General features: G+C 46.6%; 18 protein-coding genes. All 18 read right to left on the bottom strand.

Annotated elements, in window-relative coordinates; translation table 11 throughout:
* Positions 1 to 27: 27 nt before the first annotated feature.
* Positions 28 to 546: an rRNA maturation RNase YbeY gene (gene ybeY / locus JOD02_RS03350; RefSeq protein ID WP_243426312.1), complete on the bottom strand. Its 519-nt coding sequence runs from the start codon at positions 544 to 546 to the stop codon at positions 28 to 30.
* Positions 521 to 2806 (bottom strand): HDIG domain-containing metalloprotein, encoded by a 2286-nt coding sequence (locus JOD02_RS03345; protein ID WP_204486898.1) that lies wholly within the window; start codon positions 2804 to 2806, stop codon positions 521 to 523. The genes ybeY and JOD02_RS03345 overlap by 26 nt, the downstream gene beginning before the upstream one ends.
* The gene (locus JOD02_RS03340) at positions 2784 to 3755 is read right to left on the bottom strand and encodes a PhoH family protein (RefSeq protein ID WP_204487348.1); all 972 of its coding nucleotides are present in this window, start codon (positions 3753 to 3755) and stop codon (positions 2784 to 2786) included. The genes JOD02_RS03345 and JOD02_RS03340 overlap by 23 nt, the downstream gene beginning before the upstream one ends.
* A gap of 55 nt (positions 3756 to 3810) precedes the next feature.
* A complete protein-coding gene (gene yqfD / locus JOD02_RS03335; protein ID WP_204486896.1) occupies positions 3811 to 5001 on the bottom strand; it encodes a sporulation protein YqfD in 1191 nt (396 codons plus the stop codon).
* Positions 5002 to 5019: 18 nt separating this feature from the next.
* A complete protein-coding gene (gene yqfC, locus JOD02_RS03330) occupies positions 5020 to 5295 on the bottom strand; it encodes a sporulation protein YqfC (protein ID WP_204486894.1) in 276 nt (91 codons plus the stop codon).
* 92 nt (positions 5296 to 5387) lie between these two features.
* Positions 5388 to 5900 carry a hypothetical protein gene (locus JOD02_RS03325; protein WP_204486892.1) on the bottom strand — a complete coding sequence of 171 codons (513 nt, stop codon included), beginning with the start codon at positions 5898 to 5900 and terminating at the stop codon, positions 5388 to 5390.
* Between the two features lie 30 nt (positions 5901 to 5930).
* The gene (gene floA, locus JOD02_RS03320; protein ID WP_204486890.1) at positions 5931 to 6926 is read right to left on the bottom strand and encodes a flotillin-like protein FloA; all 996 of its coding nucleotides are present in this window, start codon (positions 6924 to 6926) and stop codon (positions 5931 to 5933) included.
* A 53-nt stretch (positions 6927 to 6979) separates the two neighbouring features.
* A complete protein-coding gene (locus tag JOD02_RS03315; protein ID WP_204486889.1) occupies positions 6980 to 8296 on the bottom strand; it encodes an NfeD family protein in 1317 nt (438 codons plus the stop codon).
* A gap of 116 nt (positions 8297 to 8412) precedes the next feature.
* On the bottom strand, positions 8413 to 9363 hold the full coding sequence (locus JOD02_RS03310; RefSeq protein ID WP_204486887.1) for an endonuclease/exonuclease/phosphatase family protein: 951 nt from the start codon (positions 9361 to 9363) through the stop codon (positions 8413 to 8415).
* An 81-nt stretch (positions 9364 to 9444) separates the two neighbouring features.
* Positions 9445 to 9906: a 2-amino-4-hydroxy-6-hydroxymethyldihydropteridine diphosphokinase gene (folK, locus tag JOD02_RS03305; protein ID WP_204486885.1), complete on the bottom strand. Its 462-nt coding sequence runs from the start codon at positions 9904 to 9906 to the stop codon at positions 9445 to 9447.
* A complete protein-coding gene (folP, locus tag JOD02_RS03300) occupies positions 9888 to 11081 on the bottom strand; it encodes a dihydropteroate synthase (RefSeq protein WP_243426309.1) in 1194 nt (397 codons plus the stop codon). The genes folK and folP overlap by 19 nt, the downstream gene beginning before the upstream one ends.
* Positions 11081 to 11854: a GTP cyclohydrolase FolE2 gene (gene folE2 / locus JOD02_RS03295; RefSeq protein WP_204486883.1), complete on the bottom strand. Its 774-nt coding sequence runs from the start codon at positions 11852 to 11854 to the stop codon at positions 11081 to 11083. The genes folP and folE2 overlap by 1 nt, the downstream gene beginning before the upstream one ends.
* Positions 11835 to 12212 carry a 6-carboxytetrahydropterin synthase QueD gene (gene queD / locus JOD02_RS03290; protein ID WP_204487344.1) on the bottom strand — a complete coding sequence of 126 codons (378 nt, stop codon included), beginning with the start codon at positions 12210 to 12212 and terminating at the stop codon, positions 11835 to 11837. Before queD ends, folE2 begins: the two co-directional genes overlap by 20 nt.
* Before the next feature lie 290 nt (positions 12213 to 12502).
* On the bottom strand, positions 12503 to 12688 hold the full coding sequence (gene rpsU, locus JOD02_RS03285; RefSeq protein ID WP_204486881.1) for a 30S ribosomal protein S21: 186 nt from the start codon (positions 12686 to 12688) through the stop codon (positions 12503 to 12505).
* 112 nt (positions 12689 to 12800) lie between these two features.
* The gene (locus JOD02_RS03280; RefSeq protein ID WP_204486879.1) at positions 12801 to 13145 is read right to left on the bottom strand and encodes a histidine triad nucleotide-binding protein; all 345 of its coding nucleotides are present in this window, start codon (positions 13143 to 13145) and stop codon (positions 12801 to 12803) included.
* A gap of 116 nt (positions 13146 to 13261) precedes the next feature.
* Positions 13262 to 14599: a tRNA (N(6)-L-threonylcarbamoyladenosine(37)-C(2))-methylthiotransferase MtaB gene (mtaB, locus tag JOD02_RS03275; protein ID WP_204486877.1), complete on the bottom strand. Its 1338-nt coding sequence runs from the start codon at positions 14597 to 14599 to the stop codon at positions 13262 to 13264.
* Positions 14584 to 15339, bottom strand: a complete 756-nt coding sequence (locus tag JOD02_RS03270) for a 16S rRNA (uracil(1498)-N(3))-methyltransferase (RefSeq protein WP_204486875.1) — start codon at positions 15337 to 15339, stop codon at positions 14584 to 14586. The genes mtaB and JOD02_RS03270 overlap by 16 nt, the downstream gene beginning before the upstream one ends.
* On the bottom strand, positions 15332 to 16276 hold the full coding sequence (prmA, locus tag JOD02_RS03265) for a 50S ribosomal protein L11 methyltransferase (protein ID WP_204486874.1): 945 nt from the start codon (positions 16274 to 16276) through the stop codon (positions 15332 to 15334). Before prmA ends, JOD02_RS03270 begins: the two co-directional genes overlap by 8 nt.
* Positions 16277 to 16283: the final 7 nt, after the last annotated feature.

Below are 16283 nucleotides of genomic sequence, written 5' to 3'. Positions count from 1 at the left end.
AAATCAATAACACATTACAATGTAAACCTAACCATCTTCTCTCGAAAGCCCCAGCATCCCCATAACCTGTTCTTCTTTCTGGCGCATAACAATGCGCTGAGGCTCCTGCTCATGGTCATATCCCAAGAGGTGCAGCATGCCGTGTACTATCAGGTAACCCACCTCTCTCAAAAAGCTATGGCCGTACTCCTGCGCTTGCTGTTGCGCCCTTTCCATCGACAATACTATATCCCCCAGTACCACCGCCTGGCCATTACGCCCTGCCTCATTGAGGGCAGCTTGTAAATCTCTCCTATCTCGTCCATCGTCTTCAAACTCCAGCATAGGAAATGACAGCACATCAGTCGGTGCATCCACTCCTCTGTATTGCCTGTTAAGTTGATGAATCTGTTGATCATCCACTAACAATACGCTCACCTCAACCGGGATACTTACACCTTCCATTTCTAAAGTTTTAGATACACACTCCTCTATAAACCTTTTTATTTCTGGCGTCATTTCTATCTTATCCTGTGAGTTGTTAATTTCCACCACCATCTCGCTCATCTCGCTCCTCTTTTAAATCTAAATCTGGATATTCAATACGCTCATGGAATATGCCGCACAGCACATCTTTAAATGCCGTAGCAATGGAATCTAAGTCCTTAAGCGTCAAATGGCATTCATCCAGCTGCCCGTCCTCCAGCTTCTCCTTTATTAGCTTGCGTATCAAGCCCTCTAGCTTCCCTGGCGCAGGGTCGGACAAGGTCCTCATTGCGGCTTCAACCGTATCAGCCAGCATCACTATAGCCGTTTCAGGAGTTTGGGGTTTTGGCCCCTTGTATCGAAAATCCTCCAGTCTAACATCCTTGGTATTATTCTTGGCCTTATGATAAAAGTATATTACCGGCGTGGTACCGTGATGCTGCAGTATAAAGTCTTGAATCGCCCTTGGAATCTTATACCTTTGAGCTAATTTAATTCCTTCCTTGGTATGGGAGATAATGATGTTGGTACTCAATGTGGGATTTAATTTATCATGCGGATTATCAGCTGTAAGCTGATTTTCTTTGAAATAATAAGGCCTAACAAGCTTCCCCACATCGTGGTAATAGGCACCTACTCTGGCAAGCAGGCCGTTTGCTCCCACTGCCTGAGCCGCACTCTCGGCAAGGTTAGCCACTATTATGCTGTGGTGATAGGTCCCAGGCGCTTCCCTTAACAGCCGCCTCAACAAGGGGTGATTGGGATTTGAAAGCTCTATCAACCTTATAGGTGTTATGACGCCAAACGCGTTCTCCCAAATGGGCAAAGTGCCCACTGCCAGCACAGCCGCCAGCACTCCGCTTCCGCCACCCCACAGCGAGCAGCGCACAGCACTCCACCAGTTACCTGATACAATCAGCTCATACCCAACTATGCTCAGCATGCTGGCCGCACTGGCTCCCACTCCCGCCAAAAACAAGCCATTTCTCTGCTGGGACCGGTGAGCTATATATATCCCCGTCATCCCTCCCAGCAGTCCTGCAATCACCACGCCCAAGTGTCCTCGCGTCATTATACCCACTAATACCGCTATGAGCACATTGACAAAAAAGGCGATCCTGGGCTTTACCAAGACAGTCAACAACAACGCCGACAAAGCAACCGGCATGAGATATTGGTCTACCACCGACATGCCATAGCTTATCCCCAGGGTCAGGCCGACCACCAAAGTAATCAGGATAAACGTAACGGGTTGTCCAATAAGCTCCTTCTCAAAGCAGTGGATATACAACACCCCTGCAATTTCCAACAACAACACTAAAAACCCCAGACCTACCACTAGAGGCACGTCAAAAATCTCATTTTTGAGAAGGCCCAACTCCTTTAGCATGGCAATCTGTTCCTCAGTAACTGGTTGCCCATCCTGAACGATATACTGGCCCTTTTTGTAAATAACCCTTTCAACATTTTGTGCCGCCTTTTGCCTTTCCGCCTCAGTGGCCTCATGGTCGTATACCATATTAGGTTTGATAATAGTTAGCCCAATGGTTGTACCCACAAGGCGCAAGCCATTGGAAACTGGCAGCGTCAAAACTTCGTTTCTCAGCGTATTTTTGGCTTCCAGCAAATTATCCTCTTTTATCTTTAAGTCCAGCAGATTTATCACTATTTCCAACAATCGCTCATGAAGCTGGGAAATCTCGGACTCATCTGCTGTAATGCAAGCAAGTAACTCATCGTTTGACAATTCAACGCTTATACGCCCTCTTATTTGATCCAAAAACTCCCTATCAAACACCTGGTGGTAATCCACCTTGACAGCATCATGGACATTTCCCTGAGTACTACCTTGACTTTGGTCAGCCTCACCGGCTTGCTGCGTTTGGGCTTTTCCCCCTTCATTTCCATCTAAAGAGTGTTGTTGTGACAAGGTTGTTTTTTGCTTTTCTTCCCATCCCTTTAGCCTTTGGTTGGCAATGTCTCGCACTATCATTATCTCTTTAAATATCCTGTTTATCTCTTCAACGGTCTCTGTCTTCACATCCTGGTTTAACCTGTAAATAGGAGCCACGCTCTGCCTGGCCTGCTCCATCCTTCGCTGTGTAGCAATCTTGTTTTCTACATCCCTGGGTGCGCGGATAGATTCTGTGGCAATATCACCCACCTTCAAATCATACCTTTTGGGCGAGACAGCAGCCAATAATACAACAAATATGCTGATATAAGCCGCTACGCCTATTGCAATTTGTAATAGCAGATTTGTATTGGCTACCTTAAAAAGCCGCGTTCCAGCCCATGAAACCTTTTTTCCGTTGTCCTTACCTGTTACTGCTAAATTCACGGGAATCCTCCTGTTCAGCTCCTCCTTTGCCCGAATAAAACTTCTCATAAGCCTGGACGATCTTCATGACCAGCTCATGGCGTACCACGTCCTGCTGCGTCAAGAACACAAACTCTATCCCCTTTATGCCCTTCAACACCTGTATGGCTTCCACAAGGCCTGACTTTTTACCCCGCGGAAGATCAATCTGCGTAATATCGCCAGTTATTACAGCTTTAGAGCCCACCCCTATTCTCGTCAAAAACATCTTCATCTGCTCAGGCGTGGTATTTTGGGCCTCATCCAGTATGATGAACGAATCCTCCAGCGTACGCCCCCTCATATAGGCAAGGGGAGCCACCTCAATAATCCCTCGCTCGATCAGCTTTAAATAATTTTCCAACCCTATCAGGTCGTACAGCGCATCGTACAAAGGCCTAAGATAAGGGTCCACCTTGTTTTGTAGGTCTCCCGGCAAAAAGCCCAGCTTTTCACCTGCCTCCACCGCTGGCCGAGTCAGTATAATACGTCCCACTTCCCGGCTTTTATAAGCCGTCACAGCCATAGCCATGGCCAGGTAAGTCTTACCCGTTCCAGCAGGGCCTATCCCAAACACAATGTCATTCTGAGCAATGGCTGTAACATAACGTTTTTGGCCAAGCGTCTTACAACGGACCTGCTTGCCTTTATGGGTTAAACATATCACATCAGATGCTATATCCTCTATAAGGTCCTCGCGACCTTCAGCCGCCAGCTGTATGGCATACCTGACTTGCGCCCTGTCCACAGCCTCCCCTTTCCCTATCATATCAAGCAGCTTGGTTATTACCGTATAAGCCATCTCCACTTGCTGTGGTTTCCCCATGATGACCACATTTGTCCCACGGGTTACAACATTTACCCCTATTTCTTCCTCAATCACCTCTAAATTTTGATCAAAGCTGCCGAAAAGCGCTCGCAACTTTTCCATGCTGTCAATTTCTACAATCTTTTCAACCCTAAAGCTCTCCAATCAAGCAATCCCCCTACTCAACATTGATTTTTTGCTCTAACGATATATCCTCCAATACTTCCACATATACAGTAGCTTTTATCCCTTTACCTTCTATCATATCGTATTTCACTTGTTTGTCAACAATTTTAACATTAGAGGGAATTTTTTTATTCACATCCTCCATAGCCCTCTTTTGCGCTGTTTCTCTAAGAACCTCCAAGGACATACTGGCTGGTAGCTTCTCAACCTCATAGTATTCCCTCACTATCATGGTAACGGGGAAAAACCTTCCTTCCCCAAAAAAGGGCACCCTCTTTTCCTCCACTTCATAGTGCTTAAAAGGTATTTCCCCTTTTTGATATTCCACAACCCACCGCCCCATATCGATGAACTTATGAACCACCTTCTTGCCAGTCCGCCGCACAACCCCTTCTTCCACCGAACATATGGCCTGGCCTTCATACCACGTACGTGCGGTTACCTGAGCCATAGCGTGCACAAAACGTGTAGCCTTGGTCTCCGGGTCTTCAATTACGCCGCTTACCAAAAGCTGCCCCTTCTTCACCGTATCGCCCACTCTTACCATGGGTTGGCCTTCTAGTACAACCATCTCATGGATTATGCCGTCTTTGCTTGCCACTATATTGCAGGGTAAATCCTTATCAACCATAGGAGGTGGCTGTGCCCTCTCCACTACTTTTACTATAGCCTTGGTTCCTTTAATCTGAATGCTAGCCCACCAAATATCGGGTATGTCTGTGACCAACCGGTTTTCAATCGCCGATATATCAAGCCCTTTTTTAAAAGCCCCTGGCCTGATACCGTATTTGGCCAGAACATTTAATAGCTCCTCATCTGGTACCTTGAGATTCCCTTCTATATCTACCATCCATATAAATGAAGAAAGGAAGTACAACACCACCATGAATGCCGTCAACCCAATGAGTAACATCTTTCTGTGACGAAGCCGAACAAGCAAAAAGGGTAACCCCTTTTTCCCGAGTATCTTAACCCTACATTTTACCTTTGGCGCAATACCTTTAAGCCTTTTAAATCCGCCAATGCTTATGCAAGCGGTCATGGTGGTATAGCCCGAACGCTTTATCCCCCATAAAAAAATTCCATTGCTTATGGTCAAATTGATGAACTTTTCTAGAGACAGGCCATCCACCCTTATGACCAGATAGCCAGCTATGTAATTCCACAGCTTCAAAACAAGCAATGCCTTTCACCTCGGCACCTAAAATTCCACCAGCTTTATCACACCGGTTATCAAGATGTCATCAGCGGCAATATTTTTAAGGTTCATATCCTGCCCCTCAACGCGGATCACACCGATTGTAGAGTTGAGACGTATCTTCTGGGGCGTATACTCTATTACCCCCCTATGGTTCTCAACCAGCATTTGATTGTTGCCAATCATGCTGATTCTGGGTAGATTGAGCACGATATCCTTTGGAAGTTCAAAAATTTCGGATACCTTTGCCTTTACTTCTTCTATCCTCCTTTTCCTCAAGGCAATCCCTCCTTGATACAAAATAATATGCAAAAAAAAGAAAAACTAGAATGCATTAGACATTCTAGTTTTTCTCAGATGGCAAAATGTCTTTAATAAAGTCGCCTTCCTCTTAACGCCTTAGGGGGCTGCAACAGCTCGGACATTATAATGCCATTTATTATGGCATGCTTGCTAAAAGAAAGAGCGTGAGGTTTTACTTCTGGGGATATAATTTCAAGCCTCACAGCCGCAACATTTTCTCTAGCAACATCTTTAGAAGTATACTCTAAACCCTCTTGGCTTACCCCCTCGAGAGAGTTGTCAAATGAGCTATCAACAGAAAAGCCTTGGACCCTCTCAGCATCTATGGATGTCCTGAACCTTTCAGTAGCCATGTACGTTTTGTTCTCTTTCTCAATGCTAGATATTTGCGTCTGACGGCCGCCAGGCCGCCGGTAAACATCCCCTTCATCTCGGGACTGTGTTGACGTCTTTGGCTGCCTAGGCCTCACAGGGGCGCCTGAAACCTCAGCATTAGGCCATTGCTTAGGAGCCCCTGTATGTTTTAATATATTGGCTATTATCATGCTAAGCACTATAAACACTATAATTATATCTAACATTTATCATCATCTCCAGACCGGCGTGCGCCTCTATTTCTTGTCTTCACTAGATGTATCTTCCCTTCCCATCCTGGCTATGGAATCCCTCATCTGCGTATCGGCTATTATGTTTTTCATGGCGTAATAGTCCATTACTCCCAGCTTCCCTTCTCTGAGGGCTGCAGCTATAGCCCTAGGAATTTCAGCTTCGGCTTCTACCACTTTGGCTCGCATCTCCTGCACGGCGGCGCGCATCTCCTGCTCCTTGGCCACGGCCATGGCACGCCTCTCTTCAGCCTTAGCCTGGGCAATCCGCTTATCGGCCTCTGCCTGGTCAATTTGAAGCTGAGCACCTATGTTCCTTCCCACGTCCACATCGGCTATGTCAATAGAGAGTATCTCAAACGCCGTCCCTGCATGAAGGCTCTTGTTGAGCACCGTCTGTGAAATGCGATCGGGATTTTCCAGCACTTCTTTATGGCTCTCAGCCGAACCTACAGTGGTCACTATGCCTTCTCCTACCCTGGCCAGTATGGTCTCCTCGCCGGCACCGCCAACCAACCTGTCTATGTTGGCCCTCACAGTAACCCGCGCCTTTACCATCACCTCTATGCCGTCCTTTGCCACAGCCGATACCTTGGGCGTCTCTATCACCTTGGGGTTTACGCTCATCTGAACGGCCTGCAGCACATCCCTTCCTGCCAAGTCTATGGCAGCCGCCCTTTCAAACTCAAGAGGAATATTGGCCCTTTGAGCCGCAATCAATGCATTTACCACGCGGTCTACATTGCCTCCCGCAAGGTAATGAGCTTCAAGCTTGTCAACGCTGAGGTCCAGACCTGCCTTAGTAGCTTTTATAAGGGGATTGATTATCCTGGACGGGATCACCCTTCTCAGCCGCATACCTATCAAGTTGAAAATACCTATCTTGACCCCTGCTGCCAGTGCTGAAATCCACAATCCCAGCGGCACAAAAGTAAGGATCACGGCCAGCACTATTATAGCCACTACTATCAAGCCCATTACAAGTAAAATGGTCTCTGGCATACTACCATCTCCTTTTTTATTTTTTTCAGGCTTAGGCTAATAAAAACAGCGCCTTACAGCCTGGTGACGACAATCTTTGAACCCTCAACTTCCACCACTTTCACCTTCTCACCCGGCAAAATAAATTCACCATCCGACACCACATCGTATTTGACTCCCTCGATCTCCACGATGCCAGCCGGCCTTAACGGGGTTACCACACTTCCGGCTTTGCCTACAAGCTGTACATGCCCTGCCTTCTGCATTGGTTGGGCTTCTTTCACCGTCACCACTTTCTCGGTTAAAACCAGCTTTCTAAGCAACCTGGGTCCGCCAAACAGCCCATACAGTATAGGTATGGCAATAATAGCGGCCAGCAAAGCTATCCCTACTGCCATCATCCCTTTTGCAAAATCTGAAGCAGAAAATACCAGCCCTCCCAATATAGCGATAATCCCGCCTATGCCAAATACGCCAAATCCGGGAACAGCCAGCTCAATTGCAAGTAAAATAAGACCTATTACAAACAACATTATAGACCACCATTCGGTATAACCAGCCAGAAAATTCCCTCCAAAATACAAGCCAAAGCATATCACGCCTATAATGCCAGGCAATCCAAATCCAGGCACAAAAACCTCGATAAGTATTGCTATCATGCCAACCAACAACAAGAGAGATGACACATCGGTACGAGTCAAAAACTGGGCTATTTTTATCTTAAAATCGGGCTCCACCCTGTATATCTGCGCATCTGCCCACCCTAAATGTGAAAGCGCGTCATCCACATTTTTAGCGATGGCATCCGCATACCCGCACTTTAAAGCCTCCTGAATAGTCAGGTCCAGCAAAGAACCCTTCTCCTTTATACCCGGTATCTCTATCGTTCTGTCTACCATAGCAGCAGCAATTTTGGGGTCCCTCCCCTTCAACTCAGCAGTGCTCCTGAACTCGCCGCTTATTGCTGCCACGTTCTTTTCAGTGTATGGTATAGGTTCTGCCGAACCCATATGGCTGCCCGGTGCCATTATTATGGTGTCAGAAGCTATGGCTATCAGCGCTCCAGCAGACTCGGCTCGGTCAATGATATACACAGCAGTCGGTACTTTCGATTCAAGCAAGGCCTTCTTTATGTTAAAAGCAGCATCCACCCTTCCTCCCAGCGTGGATATCACAAAGAGTATGCCACCAGCGTTGTCGGCATTTGCCAGCCTAACCTGCTTTTCAACGAAAGCAGCCATGGCAGGCGTTATCTCCCCCTGTATGGGAACCACATAAACCCTATCATTATCTGCCAGAGCTAACGCACCTGCCGCCCACACAGCCACAATCATAAACCCCAAGACAAGCCCAAGCCCGTATTTTTTATTTATAAAATTCCCCTTTGACATATTAATACCCCTTAACAGCTTTTATACTGGACTCCTTATATTAATCATACCCTTGCTAATAACAAAAAAACACCTATTTAACGCCTTTGCCACTATTATTGTTTATTCCACAATCCTCAGATAATTCCTGCTTTTTTGTTCTTTTTGTGCGAAATCAATGCAAAAACCATGGAATGATCCGAGGTTTTCGAAGGTACAACGAAGTGATCTATTACCTCTATATCTTTGCTTACATATATGCGGTCAATGCGGGTATTGGGTGTATCGCTGTAAAATGCATAGGTATTCAAATACTCCTTTTGCTTGATGATAGCCGTATCCACCAAGCTGTCGCTTATGGATTGTCCATCTAGAGAATACGCTTGTTCGTTGAAATCGCCCATTAAAATGACATTCCCTTTTAAATTCTCAACTATGCCGTTAATCTCCTCTATCTGCCTCTGGCGCTCCTCTCGTTTCAAACCTAGGTGCACGTTTAATATGTGATATATATCCCCTTCTATGCTGACCTTTGCCTTTAAAATCGCCCTCTTTTCCAATGAGCTGGAATACAGCCTGATATTTTGGTGTTCTATAATGGGATACACACTTATAATGGCATTACCGTATTTTATCCCCAGCACGTTTATGGTCTCACCGTATACATAATAAAATCCCAGAGCTGATGCAATCTCGCGTGCCTGATTTTTAAATCTAGACCGTGGCATGTAATAGTCCACTTCTTGAAGCGCAATGATGTGTGCTTTGGAACCTTTTATCTCCTCTATTATTGACCTTAAACTCTCTCTACCCTTATGGTCCACTCCGTGGCGTATATTGAAGCTCAAAAGCAGTATCTCCTTATCATCTTGACTTTGCATGTCGTCACCGTCCACCAACTGGTCATCGACCCTTCCCCTTGACGCATCGCCCCTGTCAGCGGGATGGGGCGGCTCTATCGATACCTCCACAAAGTCCTCATGGCGGATCACATAACCGGTTCTGAAATTCAAAAAAGCCACAAGCTGGCATACAGTAAACAGAGCGATCAAAAAGACCATAAAGCCGTGTATGCCTTTCCGCCTCAAAACCCCCCTCCCCCCTTATTGTATACAAACTATTCATCCAACCAGCTTATATCCTTCAATTTTATTATACTACATATTCCGTCAATTTTCATTTAGTTCTTCATATATTTCTCTTACCTTTTTTTTCAATACTGGATGAACAAAATCGGGATCGATCTCAGCAATCGGCCCCATCACGAAAGCCCGGTTGTGGGCATCGGGATGGGGCACTATCAAATGCTCTTCTATTATTATCCTGTCCTCGTAAAATATGAGGTCCAGGTCTATATTACGAGGCCCCCAGCGAATTTTCCTTTCCCTACCCATCTCTTTTTCTACTTCAAGAAGCACATCCAAAAGCTCTACCGGTGAAAGTTCGGTTTCCACAAGACAGGCGGCGTTCAAAAATTTATCTTGCTCTTTATACCCGTAAGGTTCCGTCTCTATAACAGAAGACATCTTGATGACCTTTATACCCCGCCGCCCCATCCTTTCAATGGCCTCGGTGATGTTCCTTTCTCTATCCCCCAGGTTGCTCCCCAGGGCTACAAACGCCCTTGGCATTTTATCGCCTCCACAATGTCTATGGCCCTCCGGTTCTCCTTTACGTCGTGCACCCTCACTATGTCTACTCCATTTAACGTGCATAATACCGTCACTGCAAGGGTTCCTTCCAGTCTCTCCTCAGGTGGTACATCCCCCAACGCCTTTCCGATAAAAGTCTTTCTCGATGCTCCAATAAGAAGCGGCTTTTTCAGGCTTTTAAATTCCTTTAGCCGGCCTAAGATTTCCAGGTTGTGCTCATAGTTTTTCCCAAAGCCGATTCCGGGATCTAGGATGATGTTTTCGGGTCTTACTCCAAAAGAAACGGCAAAATCAATCCTCTCGTAAAAGTACTCTACTATTTCCCTCACCACATCATCATAATAAGGATTTTTCTGCATATCCTTTGGCGTTCCTTTTATGTGCATCAGTACCAAAGGAGCTTTATATTCGGCCACTACCTTTACAAGATTTTCGTCAAACTGAAGCCCACTGATGTCGTTTATTAAATCCGCTCCTGCATTCAGCGCTTTTTCCGCCACTTTAGCTCTGTAAGTATCCACCGATATAGGAACTTGCGAAAACTCCTCACGGAGAGCCTTTACAGCCGGAAGCACCCTTTTCAGTTCTTCTTCCTCCTCTACGGGTTCGGAACCGGGACGGGTTGAAAGGCCACCTATATCTATGATGTCGACTCCGTTTTCTATCATTTCTGAAGCGGCCTTTATGACCTGCTCTAAATCCTCTTTTCTTGAACGGGCAAAGAAGGAGTCCGGCGTAACGTTTATTATACCCATCAGCCGGGTGCGGTCAAAAGTTATCCGGCGGCCCCACGGGCTTTCGATATATGCCGGTTTTTTGCTTTCCAGGTAATCTCTTAGCTTTTTCCTTACATCCTGCAATCCAAAGTAATCGGCTCTCTCTAATTTTTTTAACAAAGCCTCATAGTGCTTTCTGGTGCCCAGAAGAATTACGTCCGACCTTTCTACCTTGCAGTCTACGGCGTTTTTGTGAACCACTGCATCCCCGCCGAGAGACAGCATTTCCTGCTTTATAACATTTGCTCCCGGAGCTAATACGTCATAGATTTTCAAGGGTATAATTTCCGCTTTTCTTTCAAATATTGGAAAGGATGCCGAATGGGCTCCCACCTTTTCCATTTCAACTTGCAAATACTCACGAGAAATCTCCAACATCAATTTTCAGTCATCCCTTTCTCCACACATGCAAAAGCATCGTGGTTATGTATACTCTCGAAACTCGTAACCTGGACCTTATACCATTCTATCCTCTTATCTTTTTCAAGTTCTAAAGCCACATCGCGTGTCACATCCTCCACGAATTTTGCGTTATTGTATGCCATTTCCGTCACGAATTTTTCATCAGGCCTTTTAAGGAGGGCGTATATAGGAGAGCTGGCACTCCTCTCAGCTATCTCGGCAAGGTCTTCAAACCATATCATCTTTTTTGACCTTACGTAAATCTCCACAATCGCCCGCTGGTTGTGAGCACCTTTTTCGCTTATTTCCTTAGAACACGGGCAGAGGGTGTGAACCGGAACTTGCACTCCCATGGTTATAGTAGACATCATGCTACTTTCTGCTTCTATCACGGCCTGTATTTTAAGCGGCGAGGAAAGCCGGGAAACCGGCGATTCTTTCCATAAAAAATACGGAAAGCAAATATTAAGGTAACTTTTTTCAGCTCGCAGTTTGTCTTTTATTTCGGCAAGAATTTCTACTAAAGCAGCCGGACTCAGCATTTTTAAATTGTTTAACACTTCCACAAACCTGCTCATGTGTGTGCCCCGTATGTCATGCCTTAAATCGACTGAAAGGCTTATTTTAGCGACGGTGTACTGATGGCCCTTCGTCTTATCCAGCACCTTTAAGGGCCACTCTATGTTTTTTATCCCAACCTTTTTAAGAGGAAGCCGCCTTTCGTCCTTTTCACTTTGAACGTCCTTCAAAGCTTTCACCCCTGTATACAACCCCGCTTGTTTCGGTCTCCCAGACCTGCACCTCGTAAAGCCTGCAATTTTTTCTATTTACACTCTCTTCAAGCTGCTTCCACACCCAGAGGGCTATGTTTTCCGCCGAAGGTTGCTTTATAATGTTATTAATGTATGAGTGATCGATTTTTTTCAAAACTTTTTCATTTACAATCTCTTTCAGCTCTAAAAAATCCATTATCATGCCCTCATGGTCCGGAATCCCTTGCAGCACCACCACTAGCTTATAAGTGTGACCATGAAGTTTCTCGCATCTTCCTTTATAGCTTTCGAGGTTGTGAGCAGCGTCAAACTTAAACTCTTTTATTAAAAACAACTTTTCATCCCGTCCTTCCATAAGATTCGTCGGCTTTTAGTAGCGAAATACTACCGTCACCGATTCCTCCGCCACCAGTTAACCGTCGAACGCTTTCACTGTGTCGTTCATTAGATAAAAACCTGGTGCATATGCACCAGGTTTACAGGCATTTGCAATATTTCCTCCCCTTTGCAAGCACTTGTCTTCTAACGAGCTTACTGCTTTAGTGTGTTATTCAGCAACCTTTGCTTTAGCAACTTTCCTCCTGCCGACCGAGGGAGGGATAATTTCACATTTTACGCAGGTTGTTAGCGATATCTTCTCTTTCTGCGAGCTGCTTCAGACTTCTTCTTGCGCCGTACGCTGGGCTTTTCGTAGTGTTCACGCTTGCGCAGCTCAGCCAGAACGCCTGCCCGAGCACATTGACGCTTAAAACGCCTTAAAGCGCTCTCAAACGACTCGTTTTCTCCCACTCTGACTTCAACTTCTGCCATGCCTTCTCCCTCCCTCCGCCAAGACAAATTAAGATAATAAAATGTGAAATACCGCTGTGAGTCTATTATACCCTTTCATTCTGTTGTGTGTCAATAAACAAAATCGAGGCCATCAACCCGGCGGCCAAGTAAGGCTTCTGCCTCCTAACAGGTGATAGTGTAGGTGGTTCACAGCCTGCCCGGCATCCTTACCGCAGTTGACCACCACCCTGTATCCGCTGTCCTTTACTCCCAGTTGCTGTGCAATTCTGGGCATGGTGGCAAATATGTGAGCAATTACCTGGCTGTTCTCTTGTGTCACCTCATTGATGGAAGAGATGTGCTGCTTGGGTATTACCAGCACATGTACAGGCGCCTTGGGGTCGATGTCATGGAAGGCAAGTATGCTGTCATCCTCATAAACAATCCTGGAAGGAATTTGCTTGCTCACTATCTTACAGAATATGCAATCATCCATAAAGACTACCTCCTAACACTATGGTGAATTCAATCTCTGTACATAATTTTACCACATATTCGCAATCAATTCATCCCTTTCGACCTCTGGATAACTGGCAGCAAATCCATCCGCCATCACCCGTTTTGCACTTCACCCACCATGTAATCGTCCCTTACTTCCTTCAGCTTCACATTCAAAATTTGTCCCTTCAAATCCACCTGGCTGCCAGCCACCACCCTTATATAGTGCTGTGTATACCCTTCATAGGTATCAAGGCCGTAAGGGCTCTCCTGTTCAAAGTAGACTTCCTCAACTTTGCCTACAAACCCCTCCATATAGCGTCGTGCAATCTGATGCCCTATATCTATGAGTATACGGCTACGCTCTTCTTTGACCCGCGCCGGCACTTGATTGGGGAATTTGGCAGCGGGTGTCCCTTCCCTTGGAGAGTACTGGAATACATGCATCCTGCTAAACCCAATCCGTTGTACAAAGTTCACGGTCTCCTCAAACTCGGCATCTGTCTCCCCAGGGAACCCCACCATCACATCGGTGGTTATGGCGGCATCGGGGAAACTCTGACGTATCACGCTTATTGCTTGGCTATACTGTTGTGTGGTGTAGCGCCTGTTCATCCTCTTTAGGACAGAATCGCTACCGCTCTGAAGTGGGACATGGAAGTGTCGGCACACCTTATGGAGCTTCTGAACGCCCTCAATAAATTCATAGGTTATAAAGTTGGGTTCAATCGAGCCCAAGCGTATTCTTGCCAACCCCTCTATCGAATTTAAACCCTCAAGCAATGAAAGCAAGTTTACACCCTGCAATTCTTTCTGCAGGTCCATTCCATACGAAGCCAAATGAATTCCCGTCAGCACTATTTCCTTAAACCCGACGCCCACCAACCGCCTTGCCTCTTCCAACACCTCATGTAGAGGCCTGCTCCTTATAGGTCCACGGGTATAGGGTATTATACAGTAAGTGCAAAACTGGTTACATCCTTCCTGCACCTTCAATATAGCCCTAGTTCTTCCCTCGTATGAGCTTATGGGAGTGCTTTCGAATTTCCTCACCTTCATTATGTCTTTTACATCAACGACTACTCCTTCCGCAGACTGCGCTTCTTCCACCAGGTCCACGATTTTGTGCCGGTCCTGCGTACCCACCACCAGCTTGACGCCTGGGATTTTTTTTGCTTCCTCGGCTGACCTTTGGGCAAAGCAGCCCACTACTACAATGGCGGCATGGGGGTTAGTCCGGTGAGCCTTACGTATCATCTGCCTGGACTTTCTGTCAGCCAGGTTGGTAACGGTACAGGTATTGACCACGTAAACATCAGCCTTCTCACCGAAATCCACTATACGATACCCTCGGCTCGCAAACTGCTCCATCATTGCTTGGGTATCATACTGATTTACCTTACAACCCAAAGTATAAAAAGCAACGCTTTTTCTCTCTACTCTGCCTTCCATTGCATCTCCCCTGCACAAAACATGATTGCAGATAATATGGCCACTCCTACCGTTTCGGTCCTCAATATCCTGGGGCCGAGGGAGACGGTATTCCACCCCATTTCCCTTGCCTCTTCAACCTCCTGCTCTTCCCAGCCACCTTCTGGCCCCACCATAATGGCTATGCCATCCTCCCAGATATTTGAAGCTTCGAAAAGGCCTTTAAGCCCCGCCTTCCTCTCGTTTTCCCACGGGAATATGCGAAGCGTCTCGGAGGATTCACGTATCGCCTGGCTAAATGGCACAGGCAAGGAAACTTCCGGGATAATGCCCCTTCTGCTCTGCTTGGCCGCCTCTCTGGCAATCTTCTGCCAGCGGGACACCTTCTTAACCTCACTATCCACTGAATTAAGCTTTACTATAGTCCTGGCTGTAACCACCGGTACAATCCGGCGTACCCCCAACTCAACGCATTTTTGGATTATGAGGTCCATCTTGGTGCTCTTGGGAATAGCTTGATACAGCACTACTGTAACCTGGGGCTCGCCCTGGCTTGGGTAACTTCTCTCTATATAAACCTCAACCCCGTTTTTGCTCACGGCCTTTATCACGGCTTCATAGTCGTTCCCTTGACCGTCGCAAAGCTCAATAGCATCCCCTGGGCGCAAACGCAACACCCGATAGATGTGCTCGGCATCCTCACCCTCAATAGTCACTGCATTTCGCTTGATTTGTCCCCTTTCTATAAAAAACCTATGCATGCCTTGCCACCACCACTGCCCAGTCATCCATCGTACGATACTCAGCATCCCTATATCCTTCCTTGCCTATGGCCTGAAGAACGTCATCCAACCGATCAAGTATAATCCCCGAAGCTATGAACACTCCACCAGCATTCAAAAAGTCTTTGACGGGCCGTGTAAGAGCTATAATAACGTCGGCTATGATGTTGGCAACAACCACGTCATACTTGCCTTCCACCCCGTCGACCAGATTCCCCTGCACCACATCCATTCGAGAAAGCACACCGTTTTGCATAGCGTTTTGCCTTGCAATCCTCACAGCATTAGGGTCGATATCCACAGCCACTGCATGCCCTGCTCCCAAAAGTAAAGAAGCGATAGCGAGGATGCCCGTCCCACACCCAACATCCAGCACGCGGCAAGAGGGAAAAACATGCCTTTCAAGCTCCTGTATGCAAAGGATAGTGGTCTGGTGCGTTCCCGTTCCAAACGCCATGCCGGGGTCGAGCTCCAGCACTATCTCGCCCTCCCTAGAGGCGTACTCCTCCCACGTGGGCTTAACCACAATCCTTTGTCCCACCTTAACGGGCTTAAAATACTTCTTCCAGCCGTTTGCCCAATCATCCTCGTGCATGCTGGCAAGGGTTAGCTCTCCTGAGCCCACATCAAACCCCAAGTCCTGTTCTTTAAGCCACTTGATCCTCTCCTTGATGTACTGAAGCTTGTCATGAAATTCAGCGTCATTGGGGAGATAGCCTTTGAGGGTCACCTCATCGTTCAAATCCTTTAAAAGCGATTCGTCCACCAGCTCCCAATCGGCATTTTCCTCAATGAAGGCGGAAATCTCCCTTGGGTCCTCTATCACTACCCCCTCCACCCCCACTTCATACAGGGGCTGGGCCATCACATCAACGCCTTCATGTGTGGTCTTTATACTGATCTCTATCCACTTCATACATCAT

The sequence above is a fragment of the Caldicoprobacter guelmensis genome (assembly GCF_016908415.1).
Classification (GTDB): Bacteria; Bacillota; Clostridia; order Caldicoprobacterales; family Caldicoprobacteraceae; genus Caldicoprobacter; species Caldicoprobacter guelmensis.
Note: the sequence above shows the minus strand (reverse complement) of the source record. Positions and strands in the feature narration are given on the sequence as shown.